The sequence below is a fragment of the Bacillus sp. FSL K6-1003 genome (genome assembly GCF_037964945.1).
Taxonomy (GTDB): Bacteria; Bacillota; Bacilli; order Bacillales; family Bacillaceae; genus Bacillus; species Bacillus mojavensis.
This window is the reverse complement of sequence record NZ_CP150176.1, coordinates 375,326-395,564: the sequence shown is the minus strand read 5'-3', so window position 1 is coordinate 395,564 and position 20,239 is coordinate 375,326. Positions and strand designations below refer to the sequence as shown.

Below are 20,239 nucleotides of genomic sequence, written 5' to 3'. Positions count from 1 at the left end.
TTAGAAAATTTCCATTAATTTATCAAGCTCATCCAGCGTCAAATCGTCGTCGCCAAGGTCACTCGGCGTTAGTTCCGTGCCATCTTGAGATAGGCAATGTTCAATGATTCTAAGAAGATGGGCCTTAAAGCTGTCACTGAATGTCTGTATCGTTTTTTCATGAAATTCGAGAGAATGATAGGCCAGTGACATCGTCAGTTTTCCATTTTCAATATATCCGACAACATCAAGCGCGTTCGGTTTTTCCGTGTCCGGGCTTAATGACTGTCCTGATGGCAGCTCTGATCTCGTGAATAAACCTGCATCCGACATTTCGTCGAACTGTCCTAAATAGTTAAAGCTGATATCCGGCTGAATGGAGAACGCCACATCTTCTTTATGCTCCGGCGCCGTCAAATAGCGCAAAATGCCGTAGCCCACTCCCTTGGTCGGGATATGTCTGATGTCTTCTTTCATTTGTTTCAGCTGATAAGCCAGATCATCCGCATGCTTCATATCCAGCACCATCGGGAACATACTCGTAAACCAGCCGACTGTCCGGGAAATGGTCAGGTCTTCTACGATATCTTCACGTCCATGCCCCTCTAAATGAACACTCACTTGCTCCTGACCTGTCCACTCCTTCATCGCTAATCCAAATGCCGTCAGCAAAATATCATTCATTTCTGTATGATAAGCCTCATGCACTTTAGTGGTAAGCTGTTCTGTCTCTTCAGCAGTCAGCGAGAATCCGATTGTCTTTGTATGTTTCATTCGCTGATCACTAGATTCGCGGTCTTTCGGAAGCTTCACCGGGACAGTCTGTTCTTCAAGCTGTTTCCAATACTCTTTTTCTTTCAGAAAGGCCTTGGAATTTGCGAAGTCTTGTAATCTCTCTGCATACTCCGCAAACGAATGGGTTTTCTGCGGAAGAACCGGCTCGTTCCCTTGCTCCAGCTGTGTATAAACCGCGGCGAAATCCTCCAGTAAAATCCGCCACGATACACCGTCAACCACTAAGTGGTGAATCACAAGCAGCAAGTGGTCTCCGTCTTCTGCTTGGAACAAACCTGCTTTTAACAATCCGCCTTCCTTCAAATTGATGCTGCTTTGCAGACGCTCCGCTTCTCTCTCTATGCGGTCTTCATGATCTATAGCCTGCCCCTCCAGTTTGGTGATCTCTAAGTGAACAGAGACGGCATCAAGCCCTTTGTTAAATTGAACGATCTCCCCTTGTTCCTCGCGGTAGACCATGCGAAGCGCGTCATGATGCTCAATCAGTGCCCGCAATGTCTTTTCAACCCGTTCAGGATCAAAGCCCTTCGCGGCATGAAGCATAACCGACTGGTTCCAGTGATGTTTGTTCGTGAAGTTCTTTTCAAAGAACCAGCGCTGAATCGGCGTCAGGATAACTTCGCCCTCCACAGGGCCTTGGTCTGCCTGTTTGCCTTCGGCACGCTCCACATATTGTGTCAGTTCTTCGATCGTCGGGTGCTGGAAGAGATCCTTCATTTCCAGCTTCCAGCCGTGCTGGTTCAAGCGGCTCGCCATCTGGATGCCTTTAATGGAATCTCCGCCGAGCGAGAAGAAATTGTCGCTGACACCGACTTCAGAAATACCGAGCACGTCCTGCCAAATGCCGGCAAGCAGCTCTTCCATGTCAGTGGACGGCGCTTTGTATTCTCCGTTTCCTGTTTCAATATCCGGCTCCGGCAGCGCTTTGCGGTCTACTTTGCCGTTTGCGGTAACCGGAAGCTCGTTCAACGTCACCCAGAACGCCGGGATCATGTAGTCCGGCAGGGTTTCCTTGAGCGCTGACTTCAGCGCTTCTGTGTCGACAGTTTCCGGTGTGACATATGCGGCAATTGCGGTATTGCCCGCTTTATCCTTCACAGCTGTCACTGCCGCGTCCTGAACCTGAGAAAGCTGGGCCAGCTGCACTTCAATTTCTGACAGCTCGATTCGGTAGCCGCGGACCTTGACCTGCTGGTCGATCCGGCCGATGTATTCGATGCCGCCGCCCGTCCATTTCACCAAGTCGCCCGTTTTGTACATGCGTTCACCCGGCACAAACGGATCTGAGACAAACCGCTTCGCGGTTTCATCTTCCCTGTTCAGATAGCCGCGCGCCAGTCCGCGCCCCGCCACACATAGCTCTCCGGCCACGCCCTCCGGCTGAACCTGATGGCTTTCGCTGAGAATGTACACTCTCGTATTGGCGATCGCGCGCCCGATAGAAAGCGAGCCTTCCTCCGGATTGATCTCTGTGCTTGTCGCAACGACGGTGTTTTCGGTTGGCCCGTAGTTGTTGATGAGTTTGTACGGCTGTCTGACCGCACGCTTCAGCTTGTCCCCTCCGGTCAAGAGCACGCGGAGTGACGTGTTCTCTAGCTCCATGAACTGTTCCGCCAGCTGCGTTGGCAGGAAGGTGATCGTCACACCGTTTGTTTCGAAATAGTCATTCAGGCGGGTGATATCAAGGCGAATCGTTTCATCAATAACGTGAAGCTCAGCGCCGATCGTCCAGGTCGGGAACATCTCCCAAATGGAAGCATCGAACCCGAAGCCCGCGTACTTCGCACTGCGGTCCTCCGCTGTCATGCCGAACGCGTCATGATGCCAGAAGCACAGGTTGACTAGCGCATGGTGCTCGATCATAACACCCTTCGGCTGTCCGGTCGTTCCTGACGTGTAAATCATATAAGCAAGGTGATCCGCGGTTGTGTCGGTCTGCGGATTTTCCTCATCGTTTTCATCAAGCGGCAGACTCAGGATCGTCCGGTTGCCGTCCAGAAGAATGACCTCGCCCGTATAGCTGTCCGGCACTGTGATGCCTTCCTGTTTCAAGAGAAGCTTCGCACCGCTGTCCTGTAGGATATATTCAATCCGCTGATCCGGATAGTCAGGGTCAATCGGCACAAATGCCGCTCCCGCCTTCAGGACACCAAGCACCGCGGCGGACATTTCAAGCGACGGCTTCGTCAGAATGCCGACGCGCTCATCCGCGCTGATGCCGCAGTCGATCAAAATCCGCGCCAGACGGTTCGCCTTCGCATTCAGCTCGCCGTACGTCCATGACTGCCCGTTATACGTGACAGCCGGGCGGTCTTTATGGCGCTGAACGGTTTCTTCAAACAGCTGATGAACCGTTTTGTCTGTCGGCACAGGCAGTGTTTTTCCTTTCCATGCCTCCAAGAGCGTTTGTTTTTCTGCCTCGTTGACGAGCGACAGGCTGGAAAGCGGCTGATTCGGATTTTCTGTTACTGCCCCTAAAAGCTGAATCCAGTATTGCTTCCATCGTTCAATCGTTTCCGGTGTAAACAGCGCCGTATTGTATTCAAGAACAAATGCGAGCCCTCCGCCGGTTTCGTCAGCTGTCAGCGTGATATCAAACTTGGCCGTTTTCCGTTCAAATGGATGCGGTTCAAGCTCGACTCCTTTCATTGTTAAATCTGTGATGCTCGCATTTTGCATAGAAAATACTGCATCAAATAAAGGATTTCTGCTTGTGTCACGGTGAACATCAACTTTTCCGATCAGGTCCTCAAGCGGGTAATCCTGCGCTTCAAATGCGCTAAGTGCCGTTTCTTTCACTTCACCAAGATAATCCGCAAACGTCTTATCACCCTTCGGATATGTGCGCATCGCCAGTGTATTGACAAACATTCCGATGACGCGGCTGATGTCCGCTTGAGAACGTCCGGCTACCGGTGAACCCACAATGATATCGTTTTGGCCGCTCAATTTTGATAAAAACGCGCTGTAAGACGCCAGAAGAACCATATACAGAGTGGAATCCGTTTCCTTTGCAAGCTTGCGAAGAGCATCCGCTTTTCCTGCGTCCAATGCAAACACAATCCGGTCTCCTTCAAACGTTTGAACCGCAGGACGGCTGTAATCAGTCGGAAGAGTCAGCACAGGCAGCTCTCCGTCAAGCTCCTTCAGCCAATGCTCCTCTTGCTTCCGGTACAGATCGGACTGAATAAACTGCTGCTGCCACACGGCATAATCCTTATATTGAATATGAAGCGGCTCAAGGGTTTCTCCGTCGTACAGCTTCGAGAGTTCATCAATCAGCACGCCGACAGACGCTCCGTCAGAAATAATATGGTGCATGTCAAACAGCAGCAGATGCTCAGCTTCTGACAGCTTGATCAGCCCCATTCTGAACAGCGGCAGCCGGTCAAGTGTGAACGGACGGATAAACTCAGAAACGATCCGCTCGGTCTCTTCTTCTGGCGCTTCGAAATATGCCATATCAAACGCCGCTTCATCCCAGATTCGCTGCACCGTTTCTCCGTCTTTTATTTCAAAGGTTGTTCTAAAGGCTTCATGACGCTCCATTAACTCATTCATTACACATTTGAGCCTTTCAACATCCAGATGACCCTTCAGGCGCAGAACCGATGGCATGTTGTAGCTTGTGTTCGCTCCTTCAAGCTGGTGAAGCACGTACATCCGTTTTTGCGGAGAAGAAACTGGATACGTCTCTTGTGTCTTTGCCGGTCTTATGCTGACCGCTGTTCCTTTTTCTGCGGCGGCAATAACCTGTGCTAAGCTTTCAACGGTCGGTGATTGGAAAAGATCCTTGAGAGAAAGCTCAGCGCCCAGTTCCTGATGAATCAAGGCAAGCATCTTCATCCCTGCTAACGAGTGTCCGCCGATTTCAAAGAATTGGTCATAGATGCCGATCTTTTCAACCTGAAGCACCTGTGCCCAAATGTCTGCAACTTTTTGTTCTATTTCATTGCGCGGCGCAATATATGAAACACCATTTGAGATGTTGCCGTCAGGAAGCGGAAGCGCCCGCCGGTCGATTTTTCCGTTACCGGTCAGAGGCAGCTCGTCCATTTGGATAAATACCGCAGGGATCATGTACGCCGGCAGATCCTTTGCCGTATGCTCTCTCAGCTCTTGCGCTGTAATTTCACCCTGCCCGACAAAGTACGCGCAAAGCAGTTTGTCTCCCGCACCTTGATCGACAGCAAGCACAACGCTCTCCTGAACACGATCGTGGCTTTGCAGCTGGTGTTCAATTTCTCCGAGCTCAATGCGCTGTCCGCGGATTTTCACCTGGTGGTCTATCCGTCCGATAAATTCAATATCGCCATTCGGCAGCCATCTTGCCAAGTCACCCGTTTTATACATGCGTTCGCCTTTTTTAAACGGATGCGGCACAAATTTCTCCTCAGTCAGTTCAGGGCGGTTGTAATAACCTTTTACGAGGCCTTCCCCGCTGACACACAGTTCTCCCGCGATGCCGGCAGGCTGAACATGTCCTTCGCGGTCAAGAATGTACACTTCCGTATTGCTGACCGGTCTTCCAATCGGAACGGACATCGTATGCTCATCCAATTCATCAACCGGATGATACGTTGCGAAAACCGTGCTTTCAGATGGGCCGTACATGTGAAGCAGCTTGCCTTTTCCAACAGTCTGCAGCGCTTTTTTCACATGATCTACAGAAGCCCGTTCTCCCCCGAACATAATCTTGCGCAAAGTCGACAAGGATCTCGGATTCAAGTCCACAAGAAGATGGAACAGAGCTGTCGTGATCATGAGAATGGTGATATTCTCCCGCTCAATAACGCGAGAAAGACGAGCCATGTCCAGAACAGTTTCTTTCGGAACGAGCACAAGCTTGGCGCCGTTTAAAAGAGAGCCGAATACGTCAAACATAAATGCGTCAAATACATAATTTGAGAGTCCGAGTATCGTATCCTGTTCCGTAATGCTCAGATAATTCGTCTGCTTAACCGTACGCAGAATATTGGCATGTGTCACAATATTTCCCTTTGGCGTTCCTGTCGTTCCGGATGTATACGTCAGGTTGGCCATGGCCGCAGAATCAAACGGCAGAGCGAGATTTTGCGCATCGCCGTGATAGCTTTGATCCTCATCAGCGAGCACGATGACACCCTTGAATTCAGCTTTTTCCGCTAACGCCTTTAATTCCGACTGGGTGAGAAGCACTTTCGCTCCGCTGTCTTGGAAGAAATGCTGCATCCGTTGAATCGGGTGTTCCGGATCAATCGGTACATAAGCCGAACCGGATTTTAATACCGCAAGGATGGACACAATCATGTCCATTGACCGTTCACATAGGACGGCCGCTGTCCTGCTTTCGCCTGCTCCCATTGAAAGAATGCCGCGCGCTAAGCGGTTGGCCCGTTCATTCAGCTCTCGATATGTGAGCGATTGCCCTTCATATTGAAGTGCCGGGCGATCCGGCGTTTTGGCAGCCTGCTCCTCAAACAGCTGAACAATCGTTTTGTCTTTCGGATAAGGCGTTCTTTCCGGGTTAAACTGCTGAACTTGTGAGGCGGCTTCCTCTTCAGAAAGAAGGTTGTACTCAGAAATCTGTTTCTCAGGCTCAGCAACTACATCTTCAAGCAGGCGCGCAAAATGCGTGAGCAGCCTGTCTGCCGTGCTTCGTTTAAACAGTTTTGTGCTGTAGTCTAAATCAAGATCAATGCCTCGGTCCGTTTCTCTTGCCTGAACCGTTACATCAAATTTGGCAATGTTGAAGTTGGTTTCATGAATCGACAATGTCAAATCACCGACAGCCGGAATGCCCGCCGCCGCGTTTTGGAGACTGAACATCGTGTCAAACAACGGATGTCTGCTTACATCACGCGGGATGTTCAGGTCTTCAACAAGCCATTCAAATGGATAATCCTGATGAGAAAAGGCATCCAGAACCTGCTGGCGCACACGTGTGAGCAGGCTGTTAAAAGTCTCATCCTGCTTCACTTCGCTGCGAATAGCGAGCGTATTAACGAACATTCCGACAATGCCCTCTGTATCAGAATGATGTCTGCCCGCTGACGGAGTGCCGACAATGATGTCATCCTGCCCCGTATATTTAGACAGGAGCGTATAGTAGGCTGACAGCATGACCATATAAAGTGTGGCGCCATTTTTTTCAGCTAAACGATACAGGCGATTCTTTAACTCTGCATCCAGCTTGATGGAAACCCGGTCTCCTTCAAAGCTTTGGACAGGCGGTCTCGGATAATCGGATAGAAGCTGAAGCACGGGAAGCTCACCCGCAAAGGCTTCCTTCCAATACGCCCGATCCTTTTGGTATCCTTCAGCAGCCTGCGCGCTTTGCCAGACGGCGTAATCTTTATACTGAAGACGAAGCTCAGGAAGCTGTTCACCGCGGTAAATCTGTGCCAGTTCCTCCAAAATAATGCCGATGGAAACACCGTCAGAAATCAAATGGTGCATATCAAACAGAAGCATATGACGGTTTTCTTCAAGCTCCATCAATCCGACTCTCAACAGCGGCGCTTTCGATAAGTCAAACCGGCGGACAAAAGAAGTCATAACCTCCTCATTTGAGCGGCCGCTTCTTTCAATCATCTCGATGTTGAACTGGACGCTGTCATGAATTTTTTGTCTCGGTATGCTGCCTTCAAGCACAAATGATGTCCTCAGCGACTCGTGGCGGCTGATTAACCCGCCAAATGCTTGTTCCAGTTTTTGAATGTCTAAAGGTCCCTCTAAAATAGCTGCCGCCGGCATGTTATATCCGACTCCCGCATCCTCGAATTGGCTGACAATGTACGTCCGCTGCTGCGCCAGAGAAAGCGGGTAATGCTCCTGTTTTTCAGCCGGCTCAATCGCCGCAAACGTCCGGCCTTCTTTACGCTCGGCCGCCTCAGCAAGAGCGGCGATGGTCGGATGCTCAAACACATATTGCAGCGGGATGTCAGCGCCCGTTTCCTTATGAATCTTTGTTAAAAGCGTCATTGCCTTCAATGAATGACCACCCGTTTCAAAGAAATTGTCAAAGACCCCGGCTTTCTCAACGCTCAGCACTTCCTGCCAAATCTCGGCGATTGTTTTTTCCATTTCGTTTCGAGGTGCGGTATACGCTGTTCCCCTTACCGCTTTTACCTCAAGCGCAAACAGCTTGCGGCGGTCCACTTTTCCGCTTGGCGTGAGCGGAATTTCTGTGATTTCTGTGATGTAGTTCGGCACCATGTAGTCAGGAAGGTGTTTTGCCGCGTGTTCCCGCAAACGCGCAGGAGCAAATTCGCTTCCCGCTTTTTGCACAACATACGCACAAACCTCAAGATTTCCTTGGGTATCAGGCTTCGCCAAGACGACAGCTTTGGCAACATCAGGCGCCTGCTGAAGCACGGTTTCAATTTCTCCAAGCTCAATGCGGTATCCGCGAACTTTGACCTGATCATCTTCTCTTCCTAAATATTCGATCGTTCCATCCGGAAGCCAGCGCACCACATCTCCGGTACGATACATGCTGTCACCGGGCACAAACGGGTCTTGTGAAAATTTCTCAGCTGTCAATTCCGAGAGGTTTAAATAGCCTCGTCCAACACCGTCACCCGCGATATAAAGCTCACCCGCCACGCCTTCCGGCTGCAGACGGCCTTTTTGATCCAAAATATACAAGCGGTTATTCCCAAGTGCTTTCCCGATTGGCACATACGCTGATTGAACTGTACTGTCCGGGTGAACCGGATGAACAGATGCATCCACACACGTTTCAGTCGGCCCGTACACATTGGTCAAACGAGGAACGGCACCCGCTTCTTGAAACAATGTCAGAAGCTTGTCCGCCACAACAGAAGAAAGACCTTCCCCGCCAATCAGCAGGTGTTTGAGCTTAAGACCAGTCAAATCTCCCGCAGCTATCAGCATTTGCAGATGGGCCGGTGTTCCGTCCGTCGCCTCAATTCCGTGTCTGCGGTAATACTCCGCAAGAGCAGCGCCATTCGTCACCGTTTTCTTCGGTACAATATAAAGAGTCTGTCCCAAAAGAAGCGACGCGAAAATCTGTTTCACTGACGCATCAAAGTGGAACGGCGCAAGCAATGCCATCCGCAGGGTCTGGCTCTCACTCTGATAAATGGTCTGCTGCAGAGATTCAACCAAATGATGAACCTGGCGATGCTCGATCATCACTCCTTTTGGACGTCCGGTTGTTCCCGACGTATAAATAATGTAGGCAAGATCATTAGCATTCACATTGACATCCGAAATAGCATCTGCACCGCTTGCAATCGCCTGATCAAAGTCAATAAGCTCAGCAGATGCATCTGGGGACGCAACCTTCGATTCAGTCAAGACGAAGTCCGCACCGCAGTCCTCCAAAATAAATTGGATGCGCTCTGCCGGAAACTCGGGGTCAATCGGCACATAGGCTCCGCCGGCTTTTAAAATCCCCATGATAGCCGTGATCATCCGTTCAGAGCGTTCGAGCAAAACGGCAACCGGGCTGTCTGCACGGACCCCCTTCTCTTTCAGCACATTGGCAATGCGTGCGGATTGTTCATGTAACGTTCGATAAGACAATGCACGATCTTCAAACACAACCGCAGGCTGATCAGCAAGCGATTCCGCCTTTTCTTGGAATAGCGCCGGAATCGTCATGTTCTTGCGGTAATTAACCGGTTCACCGCCAGCCCGCAATAGCAGCCGTTCTTTCTCCGCCTCAGAAATCAGCGTCAATTCATCAATCGTATGATCCGGGTGCGTAAGTGCGTTCTCAAGCAATGTCATCATGCGTTCACAAACAATTTTAATTTCTTCACGTGTCATGAAGTCAGTACGGAAGTCAAAGTCAATTGTAAGTTTCCCAGTATCCCATCGATCCTTCACATGAATCGAAACATCATTTAATCCGCTTCCGCTGAAAATGGGCTCAGTCAAAAAGGCTAGATTCTCTTCTTTCTGCCACTGCATCACCTGATATTCAAGAGAAACGGTAAACAGCTTTGTCACAGAGCTATTTGTTTCACGAAGATCATTGATGAGAAGATTATACGGGTACTTTTGATGCCGAAGGGTCTTCATTAAATCCTTCATCCGGTCTTTAACAAAATCAAAAAACGCCTGTCCGCCGTCAATGTTTGCCCGAAGCGGAACCGTAGAAACAAACATGCCGAGCATCTGCTTCTCTTTCGCATTTGTCCGGTTGCCCATAAATGTACCAGTTACCACATCATTCTGCCCGCTGACTCTGTACAAGTAGGCGGCAAGCACCGATTGAAATACCGATAAAACGCTGACCTTGTGCTCCTCACAAAAGGATAAAATCTGCTGATGCAGCGCCTCAGGCACATCTTGAGAAAATCTCTCAGCATCTAAACTTCCGCCTGCAGGAGCATTCCGTTTCAGGGAAACGAGTTCAGGCACCGTCTCGAATTGCTTGTTCCAGAACGCTTTATCTTTTTCAAACCGCTTTGATTGAGCATAGTCCTGTTCAGACAAAACATGATCGATAAATGAATGCGAGATTCCTCTTTTTGTTTCTGAGCCGCCTGCTAATTCCAAGTAAATATGCATAATGGCGTTTCCGAGAATGTTCATGGAGATCCCGTCAGAAATCACATGATGAACATTTGCATAAAACCATACTTCATTTTCTTTGATGGTAAACAAGGAAAACCGGAATAAGTCACAATCGTACAGAGGCAGAGGTTTTTTCGTTTCCTCCCGGCCCCATTGTGAAATGGATTCTATCGCATGCTGATCTCCAGTGGTGTCAGTATGTTTTATATCAACAGGCTTATACTCGCTTATATATTGAACGGGCTCTCCGTTTTCATCGAGACGCAAACGAAGACGCATTGCGTCATTTCTGCGGACAAACTCTTGGATCGCTTGCTCCACAAGCTTCCAGTCAATTCTTTCAGTTGAAACCAGCTTACCAATACCCGCAAGATTTGAAATACTCGTGTGAGGATAAAATTTTTCTGTATACCAAATTCGTTTTTGTGCATCAGTTAAAGGATAAAAAGTTATTTCCATATTATCTTACCTCCCCTAATCTTCAATAATTTGTAACATGTGCAGGATGATTTCTCTTTCGTATCCATTGACAACTTTTGAATCTAATGGACTAACTGATCAAAAAGCCGAAAGTACTACATCTCAAAAGCGTTGCATCCAAATAAAAAACAACTACCGCTCTTAAAAGCGGGTGCCGTAAGCCTTTATTGCGGGCGGCCGGCACAGGCAGATAAAGACTGCAGTTTCTTTTTCACCAAAGAGAAACATTTTTGCCTAATTCTTCATTGTTTTCAATATTTTTAACCTTTCTAACGTTCACTTTAAATGAAAAAATTGTTTTTATCACCGAAAAATGGGTGAAAAGTTCCATGCGGGATACCGAAAAGATTCCAGTTCTTTTACAGGGGTATTTTTGCGGGATACCGCAAAAATTTCCACTAAACATTATTTACAGAAAAATAAAAATTTTTAAATTGAGCCACTTCGCTACAGCCCATTTACTGTTGGAAGCCATTTACAATCTTTACATCCCATATGTTTACCGCCCAAAAACCAAAAAACAGGCAAAAAAAAAGACACCCTTAACCGAGAGCGCCTTACAACGATTCCTTAATGACATTTTTGTCGATATCAATCAATTCCATATAGCCTTTCCCCCATTCATACATGGCATCAAGAATAGGCATCAGGCTTTCTCCTTGCGGGGTCAAGGAATATTCAACCTTCGGCGGGACAACCGGATACACTTCCCTGTGAACGATCATATCCTGCTCAAGCTCTCTCAGCTGATTCACGAGGATCTTCTGCGTAATATCAGGAATCAAAGCTTTTAATTCATTAAAACGTTTTGTGCCTTCTTTTCCTAAATGCCACAAAATAAGCATTTTCCATTTACCGCCGATCACCGCTAGCGTCAATTCCTTCTCACAATTAAACCTTTTGTCGTCCATCCGGCTCAAAAGAAATCCCCCTTAGTATACTTTTTATATGCTAGATACGTATCATCACTTACTTACTTTTTAGCAGGCTCTTTTTATTATACTCACTCACAAAAACAAGCGAAAGAAATCTGATTGCCTCTTCTCACAGTATCCTTCAAGTAACTAGTTGACTTCAAAGTGCCTACTTCTCAGCTAAAGAAGGAATCTATAGAATGAGAAATAATTCGAATAAGGGAGTGGATCAACAATGGAATTACAGCTGGCATTAGACCTGGTAAATATCCCCGAAGCCATCGAGCTTGTCAAAGAAGTGGAACAATATATCGACGTGGTTGAGATCGGAACACCGGTTGTCATTAATGAAGGCCTTAGAGCCGTTAAAGAAATAAAAGAAACATTTCCGCAATTGAAGGTCCTGGCAGACCTGAAAATCATGGATGCCGGCGGATACGAAATTATGAAAGCGTCGGAAGCAGGAGCTGATATCATCACCGTGTTAGGGGCTACAGACGATGCAACGATTAAAGGTGCAGTAGAAGAAGCCAAAAAACAGAAGAAGAAAATCTTAGTGGACATGATTAACGTGAAAGATATTGAATCCCGTGCGAAAGAAATTGACGCACTCGGTGTTGATTACATCTGCGTCCACACTGGATATGATCTTCAAGCAGAGGGCAAAAACTCTTTCGAAGAATTAACGACAATCAAAAATACAGTAAAAAACGCAAAAACCGCAATTGCGGGCGGCATCAAACTTGATACACTGCCAGAAGTGATCAAACAAAACCCCGACCTTGTCATTGTTGGGGGCGGAATTACAAGCGCAGCTGATAAAGCAGAGACAGCTTCAAAAATGAAACAGCTTATATCCCAAGGATAATTCATATGAAAACGACTGAATACGTAACGGAAATTCTCAATGAGTTACACCGTTCAGCGGCTTATATTTCTAATGAAGAAGCTGATCAGCTTGCCGATCACATTCTCTCGTCCAACCAAATTTTCACTGCGGGCGCGGGCCGTTCTGGCCTGATGGCAAAATCCTTCGCGATGAGACTGATGCACATGGGCTTCAACGCTCATATTGTCGGTGAGGTTCTCACTCCGCCGCTCCGCAAAGGAGACCTCGTCATTATCGGCTCAGGATCAGGCGAGACAAAGAGCCTGATCAATACAGCAGCTAAAGCAAAAAGCTTACACGGAGTCGTTGCCGCTTTAACCATCAATCCGGATTCGAGCATTGGAAAACAATCGGATCTCATCGTCAAAATGCCCGGTTCTCCTAAAGACCGGTCAAACAGAAGCTATCAAACCATACAGCCAATGGGATCATTATTTGAGCAAACATTGCTGCTATTCTATGATGCAGTCATTTTAAAACTCATGGAGAAAAAAGGACTCGATTCTGAAACCATGTTCACTTACCACGCAAACCTTGAATAGCGTCACATAACCGGCCTGGAGATCAGGCCGGTTTTTGATATTTCTCTAAAATAAAACTTTATATCCAAAAACCCGATAAGTAATATGACCTACAAATATACAAAGGGAGGAATTATATTGAAAAAGCAAATAAAACTGAAGCTTGGAACTAAAATTCTCGGCTTGGTCTTCGCGGTTATTCTATTGTTTTCTCTATCAGTCGGCGCCGTGATGCTTAAGGACATTACAAGCAGCATGAAAAAAATGGCCACTGACAAGGCGAAAGGCGATCTTGCTTTAAGCAGCACGTATATTGACGACGTGATTTTAGGGAACTGGGAGGTGAAAAACGATAAGCTGTATAAAGGCGAGACACAAATAAACGGAAATGAAGACATTGTTGATCTGCTTGGCAAAAAAACAGGTGACACCGTAACGATTTTTCAAGGAGATACACGGGTGGCAACCAACGTAATGAAAGACGGCGAAAGAGCTGTCGGCACTCAAGCTTCTGCTGAAGTCACTGACGCTGTTTTAAAAAACGGGAAGCAATTCTACGGACAAGCAGATGTGGCGGGCTCCTCTTATCAAACAGCATATATGCCCTTAAAAGATAAGGAAGGCAACATTATCGGTATGCTGTATACAGGAGCCAATCAAAGCATTTTAGCATCGCTTACCCAATCGCTGTTCACTCAATTCGCTATCGTTCTTGCTGTAGTTATTATTATATCTGTCATCCTTGTTTTGCTTTTCACCAGAAGAATCAACCGGCGGCTGAACGTATTAAAATACGCCTTTGAAAGCGCCGGAAACGGAGATATGACAATAGAAGTTTCAGACAAGTCCGCTGATGAGTTAGCAGAACTGAGTGTCTACTATAATAAGATGAGAATGAAGCTGAATCAGACAATCCAAACGGTACAGCAATCCGCCCTTCAGCTTGCATCAGCCTCTCAGCAGCTTTCAGCCGGAGCAGAAGAAACCAATCAAGCCTCCGAAAAGATCACAGAAGCTGTTCAGCATATTGCAAACGGAGCCAAGCATCAAATCACACGAATTGAAAACAGTGAAAAATCACTGGAGCAAACAACGGCTGACATACGGCAAATTTCTTCAAATACTGTTGCCATTGCTCAGAAAGGACAGCTTGCGCAATCTAAAGCAGACATTGGCCAAAAAGAAATTTCAAATGTTCAGGCACAAATGGATACCATTCACCATTCGATTGAAAAAAGCGGTGAGATCATTCAGCAGCTGGACGGCCGCTCTAAACAAATTGAACAAATCTTATCTGTCATCACCCAAATTGCCGATCAGACAAACCTGCTTGCCCTTAATGCGGCAATTGAAGCTGCCCGAGCCGGAGAACACGGCAAAGGCTTTGCCGTTGTTGCTGATGAAGTTCGCAAATTAGCAGAGGAATCTCAACGGTCTGTCGGACAGATTTCCAAATTAATCGCTGAGATAAAAAATGATATGACTGTATCTGCGCAGTCTGTTGAACATGTGAAAACAGAAGCTGCTGAAGGTGTAAACATGATCCACCGCACCAGAGACGCATTTAAAGAAATTGCAGCCGCAACAGATGAAATTACTGCGGAAATCAGCGATTTATCAGCATCTGTTACCAACATCTCAGCAAGCACGCAAAAAATAAATGAATCCTTTGCCGCCAATACAACAGACATTAAAGAATCAACAGAAAATACCCGGCAGGCAGCAGCTTTAACAGAAGAGCAATTTGCTGCAATGGAAGAGATTACTGCAGCCTCGGAAACGTTATCCCATTTAGCTGAAGAGCTTACCGGTATCATAAGCCAATTTAAAATGATTAATCAACCTGAAAACAGCTTATAATCTCGTATTAATATTTCAATTTGATAACGTTATTTTTTTAAAAATGAATATTTCGATCTGCTAAAATGACGATTCCTGCAATAAACCTAGGGCAAAACAAAATTTGTTAATCTTTACACCAAGCCCTTTCTGCATTACTCTTGGAGCAGTTTTAAAAGTTGCTGACGCGGGAGGTGATCATCACGAATGGACATTATAAAAACTTTACTTCTCGTAATAGTTGTCATAGCAGCTGCAGCTGTTGGCCTGATTAAGGGAGACTTTTTCTCAGACGAACAAAAAACGTCTCAAACAGAAGAATATGACGAAACAATAGCCTTCCCTTCTGAGCGTTATCCTGAGACAGCAAATCATATCAAGGACGCAATAAGTGAGGGGCATTCAGATGTGTGCACTGTAGACAGAGACGGAGCTGAGGAACGCCGCGAACAATCATTGAAAGACGTACCTACCAAAACAGGGTATGACCGAGATGAATGGCCAATGGCCATGTGCAAAGAAGGCGGTGAAGGGGCTTCTGTAGAATATATTTCTCCCGCTGACAATCGCGGCGCAGGCTCCTGGGTCGGGCATCAGCTGACCGATTACCCTGATGGCACAAAGGTTTTATTTACGATTCAGTAAACAGTTAAAAGAGGAGGAACAGCACATTGATCAAATCATGGAAGCCGCAAGAACTGACGATTTCATATCATCAATTTACTGTATTTCAAAAGGGTTCCGCACCGCCTGTCATCGATTGGACAGATGAAGCGATTGAAAAAGGATATGCGGAAGCGGACGAAGCCATTTCGTTTGAGGCACAGCGAAATTCAAAGGTATATATACTTTTGCGCCTTAACAGTTCAGAAACAGTAGCATCCTATGAAAAAAAAGTGACTGTTCCTTTTCACGTCACAAAAGACGGAATTGAAATTGAAAGCATCATGTCCAAAAGGCTCTCCTTTGACCTGCCTAATGGGAACTATCAATTCACATGCTACACTGTACCGGCTGAGCTGTCAGATCTGCATGCTGACACTTACATCATTGATGCTGTTTCCGTCTAATGAAAAGCCCTGAGAGGAATACTCTCAGGGACTCTTTATATATTTTCTCCATTTTTCTTAATAACGTCCTGATACCAATAAAAGCTTTTTTTCTTCAATCGTTTTAAGTCATATTCATTCTCTTCGTCACAATTCACATAAACAAACCCGTATCTTTTTTGATAACCGTTCAGCCAGCTTAACAGATCAGTAAATGACCAGCTGCAATATCCGATCAAATCGACTCCATCACTAATGGCCTGTCTGCATTGCTCAAGATGCGATCGCAAATAATCAATTCTATAATCATCATGTATAGTGCCGTTTTCAACTTTATCGAATTCTCCTAAACCGTTTTCTGTAATAAACACAGGAAGCTGATAACGTGTCGTAATGCGGCGGAGCCCGATACGCAATCCTACCGGATCAATCGTCCAATCCCAGTTGCTCGTTGTGAGGTTCGGGTTTTTCTTAGTTTTAAATAGTCCCGGCATCCCTGTTTCCTGATTGGTCCCTTTTTGGCCCGTCGTATTCATTTTCCCTTCTGAAACGCCGTCAAGCGGATTTCGTTCGTAAGTAATCGTTTGATAATAGTTGACACCTACAAAATCCGGCTTCCCTTTGGCAAGCAGCTCCATATCACCCGGTTCGATTGTCGGCGCCCATCCCTGTTTTTCTAAATAGCGGAAAGGAATTTGCGGGTAGGTTCCCCAGCAATACATGTCCAGCCACCAATTATTCATAAATTCTTCAGCATTTTCAAAAGCTGTGATATCCTCTGGGTGACTGGTTAAAGGATATGCGGGAGAATAAGCAAAGCTTGGTCCTATTTTGCCTTCGGGCACATATTTTCTGAAGGACTCAATAGCTTTCGCATTTGCCAGAAACGCAATATGATTTGCTTCGTAAAATCGTTTTCTGTCCTTCACGCCAGGCGGATGCATGGCTGTAAGAAAGCCGTGATTAAAATTGTAGTTTTGTTCATTCAACGTTACCCAATATTTCACTTTCTGTCCAAAGCGTTTATAAAGAGTCATGCAGTAATGATTAAAATCCTCTATGATGTTTCTCGACTCAAATCCGCCATACTCGTCCATAAGCGCCTGAGGCAAATCCCAGTGATATAAAGTCAAAACCGGTTCAATGTTATGAGAAAGCAATTCATCAATCAGGTTATCGTAAAATGCCAGGCCGGCTTCATTGATTTCTCCTTTTCCTTTTGGAAAAATACGCGGCCAGCTGACAGAGAATCGATATGCTTTCAGCCCCATCTCAGCCATCAGAGCGACATCTTCCTTATAACGGTGATAATGGTCAACTGCAACATCACCATTGGTGCCCTTAAACGTTTTGCCGGGGATTTTCGTAAACACGTCCCATACAGAAGGGCCTTTGCCATCTTCGTTCCATGCTCCTTCAACCTGGTAAGCTGCTGAAGCCGAGCCCCATAAAAAATGTTTCGGAAAAGATTCTGGATGTTGATGGATCATTGTGTTAATCACTCCTGAAGTATTTGATAAACCTATCATAGGCTATGAAACGCGTTTCATAGCAACACGATGTTAATCTCGGAACAGCTCAGCTAATATTTTCTCTCTTTGTTCAAGAAAATACCTGGTTAACTGGACGTGTTCAGTGCTTTCGTATTCTGTATGATGTATACTGCCCCCGTCAAAGCTGAAAATGTCAGCATTCGGATAACCTAGCAAAATTGGGGAGTGAGTAGCAATGATGAACTGTACATTTCCGCCCTTCACTAAATCGTGTATGACTCTCAAAAAAGCTAACTGCCGTGCGGGAGAAAGTGCGGCTTCAGGCTCATCTAAAAGATAAATGGCTTTTCCTTTAAAACGATGATGGAACAGCGACATAAAAGACTCACCATGCGATTGCTTGTGCAGCGGCCTTCCGCCATAGGAGAGATATGGCTGCGGAGCATCTCGTTCCACTTCATCAAGGTGAAGAGAAAGCTGATAAAACGATTCTGCTCTTAAGAAAAAACCATTTGTGATCTTAGGAAGCCATGATAATCGTATGTAATCTCCCAAATGAGAGTCTGACTCCTGCAATTCATAGATATTATTACGGCTGCCGCCCGCTGTATTAAATTCACACTTATCCGCAATTGCTTCAAGTAAAGTTGATTTCCCCGAGCCGTTTTCTCCGACAAAAAAAGTCACTTCTTTGGTAAATGAAATTTCGTGTAATTGACTTACAGCAGGGATAGTGAATGGGTATCTGTCAAAGGACGGGATCTTTTCTCTAAGGAGTGTGACCTTTTTTAAATACATAGCTTCTCCTCTCGCGTTAAATGAATATATTCAGAAAAATCTTTTGCAGTAGCAAAAAAGCGATCCATCCTAGGACTCCAAAGGATAGCGCTAACCAGAATGGAACATTCGTTTTCAATAGAAACGCCATTATCGCGAGCAAACAAACCGTAGCAGGTATGCCCTTAAGCACACCAGACGCAAATTGACTCAATTGTGCTGTATTTTCGCCCTGCACTTTCATCCAAAACAGGCTTAACAAGCTGACTAAGGGCAAAGCTGCAATAATCCCTCCATAGGTTGGATGTCTTTTTGATATTTCAGTAACGAATCCAATAATCAGTGCTGAGATGATTACTTTACTGATTACCGCCATTGTTTAGCTTCCTTGCTTAAAATTTCAAATGCTTGTTGAATCAATTCCTTTTCCGATGAGCTTATTCGTTCGATTATTTCTTTTAATTTCTCTTTGTCCAGCTGAGTATGCTGTTCAAGAACAGAGCGTCCTTCCTTTGTTAAAACTACCAAAACCTTACGTTCGTCTTGCTGACTTCGACGTTTAGCTGCCAATCCCTTTTGAATCAACCGTTTTGTATGTTCAGATGCTGTATTATGAGAGACAGATAAATACTCCGCTAAAGCTCCTATTGTTGCCTCACCTTGCTTTTCAATATGCTGCATGAGTCGTATCGCCTGATGAGAAATGTTATCTTTTTGCTTGTAGTGTAATGAATAGTAGATGTCGGTCCATTGCTGATTTAATTTATTTATGAAATCCAGTTCCATTATTCACACCTCTCTTTATATCTTATATTACGATATATTCTTTTTAAACGATACAATTTTATAAAAAACTTCCATATCATAATGGATAATACCTTTAATCAAAAAAGCATCCAATCTCAATTGGATGCTTAAAGCCTAATGTCTCTTTTCAAATTTATGCTGATGAGAATGGCGTTTCGGAACAAAGCCGTTTTGTTTCATCATTTCAAAGTGTTGGACCATGTGATTTTTGATGTGATCTCCTTTTTCTTTAGGCAGAACGCCGTATTCTACATACTTAGAGATGACATCCTTGCGTTTTTTTAATATATCTGCTTCCAGCTGTTCAATTTCTTTCTTTTGCTGTTCAGTCAGTGTAACATTAGCAGGCGGCTGTTGCTGTTGTTTTTCCGCCGCTTCAGCTGTGCCAGTTAAAGAAATAACAGCCGCGGCAATGAGTATTCCGATGATATTGACTTTCACTTTTCTCATCCAGTTTATTCCTCCTATCTTTTTTTATATATTTTGCTTCATTCTGTTTTTTATGTATACAAAATAAAAAGAGCGAACCATTATTCGCTCTTTCTGATCTGTTCGTCCGTATAAAGTTCTTCTTCTCCCGGTGCTGCGTAAGTAACGTATGTTCCTGCGATAAAATCATGCAGCGTCCGTTTGTCTTCTCTCAGCCCGATCATAAACAGGCTGACAATTAAACCGAGCCCGAAGGTTATGCCGTAAACCAGGGCGGCAATGATGACTCGCATAATCATGGTTACCAGGCCAACCTGTGACCCGTCTTTTTTTACGATTCTGATTCCGCAAATCCTTTTTCCGATGAGATACCCTTGCCAAAATACCGGCAGCAAAATAGAGTACAGCAAAACGACCATGCTGATGATCATGCTGTCGTTCGGGTCTTTTCCTGTGATTAGCCAATAAATCAGCAAAAGGGGCACCGAGACAATAATGTAATCCAGTAATGAAGCTCCTAGTCTGATCCAAAATCCGGCCGGTTTGTAGATGTTCATGTAACTCCCCCATTATGGTTTCAATTTGACTTTGATGTTGCTGTCTTCTTTCTTATCGAATATATCATACGCTCTAGGGGCATCAGCAAGACTTAATTTGTGCGTAATGATATCAGGCGCAGCCGGAATCCCGTTTTATCCAAATGAAGATCAGAGCCGCAAATACCTGTTGCCGTAAT

At 45.7% G+C, this 20,239-nt stretch carries 13 protein-coding genes and 1 pseudogene; 5 read left to right on the top strand and 9 right to left on the bottom strand.

The annotated features are described in order from the left end of the window. Both srfAA and hxlR read right to left on the bottom strand, forming a co-directional pair. Complete coding sequence (gene srfAA / locus NSU16_RS02050; RefSeq protein ID WP_339191942.1) at window positions 1-10,764, bottom strand: surfactin non-ribosomal peptide synthetase SrfAA; 10,764 nt, start codon at window positions 10,762-10,764, stop codon at window positions 1-3. Between the two features lie 578 nt (window positions 10,765-11,342). Continuing rightward, entirely contained in the window at window positions 11,343-11,705 is a 363-nt protein-coding gene (gene hxlR, locus NSU16_RS02045; RefSeq protein ID WP_003241118.1) for a transcriptional activator HxlR, read from the bottom strand. A 229-nt stretch (window positions 11,706-11,934) separates the two neighbouring features. Between hxlR and hxlA the strand changes: the two genes are divergently transcribed. The 5 genes from hxlA to NSU16_RS02020 all read left to right on the top strand — a co-directional run bounded on the left by hxlA (window position 11,935) and on the right by NSU16_RS02020 (window position 16,018). Next, entirely contained in the window at window positions 11,935-12,567 is a 633-nt protein-coding gene (hxlA, locus tag NSU16_RS02040) for a 3-hexulose-6-phosphate synthase (protein ID WP_010332988.1), read from the top strand. 5 nt (window positions 12,568-12,572) lie between these two features. After that, window positions 12,573-13,130 (top strand): 6-phospho-3-hexuloisomerase, encoded by a 558-nt coding sequence (gene hxlB, locus NSU16_RS02035; RefSeq protein ID WP_010332987.1) that lies wholly within the window; start codon window positions 12,573-12,575, stop codon window positions 13,128-13,130. Window positions 13,131-13,244: 114 nt separating this feature from the next. Next, window positions 13,245-14,969: a methyl-accepting chemotaxis protein TlpC gene (tlpC, locus tag NSU16_RS02030; protein WP_339192631.1), complete on the top strand. Its 1,725-nt coding sequence runs from the start codon at window positions 13,245-13,247 to the stop codon at window positions 14,967-14,969. Between the two features lie 186 nt (window positions 14,970-15,155). Beyond that, window positions 15,156-15,593 carry a DNA-entry nuclease gene (gene nucA / locus NSU16_RS02025; RefSeq protein WP_010332985.1) on the top strand — a complete coding sequence of 146 codons (438 nt, stop codon included), beginning with the start codon at window positions 15,156-15,158 and terminating at the stop codon, window positions 15,591-15,593. Window positions 15,594-15,619: 26 nt separating this feature from the next. After that, on the top strand, window positions 15,620-16,018 hold the full coding sequence (locus tag NSU16_RS02020) for a competence protein ComJ (RefSeq protein ID WP_010332984.1): 399 nt from the start codon (window positions 15,620-15,622) through the stop codon (window positions 16,016-16,018). Window positions 16,019-16,053: 35 nt separating this feature from the next. On the opposite strand, the gene NSU16_RS02015 is transcribed toward NSU16_RS02020, so the two are convergent. The 7 genes and pseudogenes from NSU16_RS02015 to NSU16_RS01985 form a co-directional block, all read right to left on the bottom strand. After that, entirely contained in the window at window positions 16,054-17,487 is a 1,434-nt protein-coding gene (locus NSU16_RS02015; protein WP_339191941.1) for a family 1 glycosylhydrolase, read from the bottom strand. Window positions 17,488-17,559: 72 nt separating this feature from the next. Then, the gene (locus NSU16_RS02010; protein WP_326130557.1) at window positions 17,560-18,288 is read right to left on the bottom strand and encodes an AAA family ATPase; all 729 of its coding nucleotides are present in this window, start codon (window positions 18,286-18,288) and stop codon (window positions 17,560-17,562) included. A 16-nt stretch (window positions 18,289-18,304) separates the two neighbouring features. After that, window positions 18,305-18,643 (bottom strand): DUF3147 family protein, encoded by a 339-nt coding sequence (locus NSU16_RS02005; RefSeq protein ID WP_326226486.1) that lies wholly within the window; start codon window positions 18,641-18,643, stop codon window positions 18,305-18,307. After that, window positions 18,634-19,053 carry a MarR family transcriptional regulator gene (locus NSU16_RS02000; protein ID WP_024120173.1) on the bottom strand — a complete coding sequence of 140 codons (420 nt, stop codon included), beginning with the start codon at window positions 19,051-19,053 and terminating at the stop codon, window positions 18,634-18,636. The genes NSU16_RS02005 and NSU16_RS02000 overlap by 10 nt, the downstream gene beginning before the upstream one ends. 135 nt (window positions 19,054-19,188) lie before the next feature. Beyond that, the gene (locus tag NSU16_RS01995; protein WP_339191940.1) at window positions 19,189-19,524 is read right to left on the bottom strand and encodes a YckD family protein; all 336 of its coding nucleotides are present in this window, start codon (window positions 19,522-19,524) and stop codon (window positions 19,189-19,191) included. 80 nt (window positions 19,525-19,604) lie between these two features. Next, the gene (locus tag NSU16_RS01990) at window positions 19,605-20,060 is read right to left on the bottom strand and encodes an RDD family protein (protein ID WP_010332978.1); all 456 of its coding nucleotides are present in this window, start codon (window positions 20,058-20,060) and stop codon (window positions 19,605-19,607) included. Between the two features lie 12 nt (window positions 20,061-20,072). After that, window positions 20,073-20,174: pseudogene (locus NSU16_RS01985) on the bottom strand (formaldehyde dehydrogenase); the annotation flags it as partial. Window positions 20,175-20,239: the final 65 nt, after the last annotated feature.

Excerpts from the sequence above, each read along its gene's own strand:
- srfAA (WP_339191942.1), bottom strand. The coding sequence starts at position 10,764 with ATGGAAATAACTTTTTATCCTTTAACTGATGCACAAAAACGAATTTGG.
- hxlB (WP_010332987.1), top strand. The coding sequence starts at position 12,573 with ATGAAAACGACTGAATACGTAACGGAAATTCTCAATGAGTTACACCGT.
- NSU16_RS01995 (WP_339191940.1), bottom strand. The coding sequence starts at position 19,524 with ATGAGAAAAGTGAAAGTCAATATCATCGGAATACTCATTGCCGCGGCT.
- hxlA (WP_010332988.1), top strand. The coding sequence starts at position 11,935 with ATGGAATTACAGCTGGCATTAGACCTGGTAAATATCCCCGAAGCCATC.
- nucA (WP_010332985.1), top strand. The coding sequence starts at position 15,156 with ATGGACATTATAAAAACTTTACTTCTCGTAATAGTTGTCATAGCAGCT.
- NSU16_RS01990 (WP_010332978.1), bottom strand. The coding sequence starts at position 20,060 with ATGAACATCTACAAACCGGCCGGATTTTGGATCAGACTAGGAGCTTCA.
- NSU16_RS02010 (WP_326130557.1), bottom strand. The coding sequence starts at position 18,288 with ATGTATTTAAAAAAGGTCACACTCCTTAGAGAAAAGATCCCGTCCTTT.
- NSU16_RS02000 (WP_024120173.1), bottom strand. The coding sequence starts at position 19,053 with ATGGAACTGGATTTCATAAATAAATTAAATCAGCAATGGACCGACATC.
- NSU16_RS02015 (WP_339191941.1), bottom strand. The coding sequence starts at position 17,487 with ATGATCCATCAACATCCAGAATCTTTTCCGAAACATTTTTTATGGGGC.
- NSU16_RS02005 (WP_326226486.1), bottom strand. The coding sequence starts at position 18,643 with ATGGCGGTAATCAGTAAAGTAATCATCTCAGCACTGATTATTGGATTC.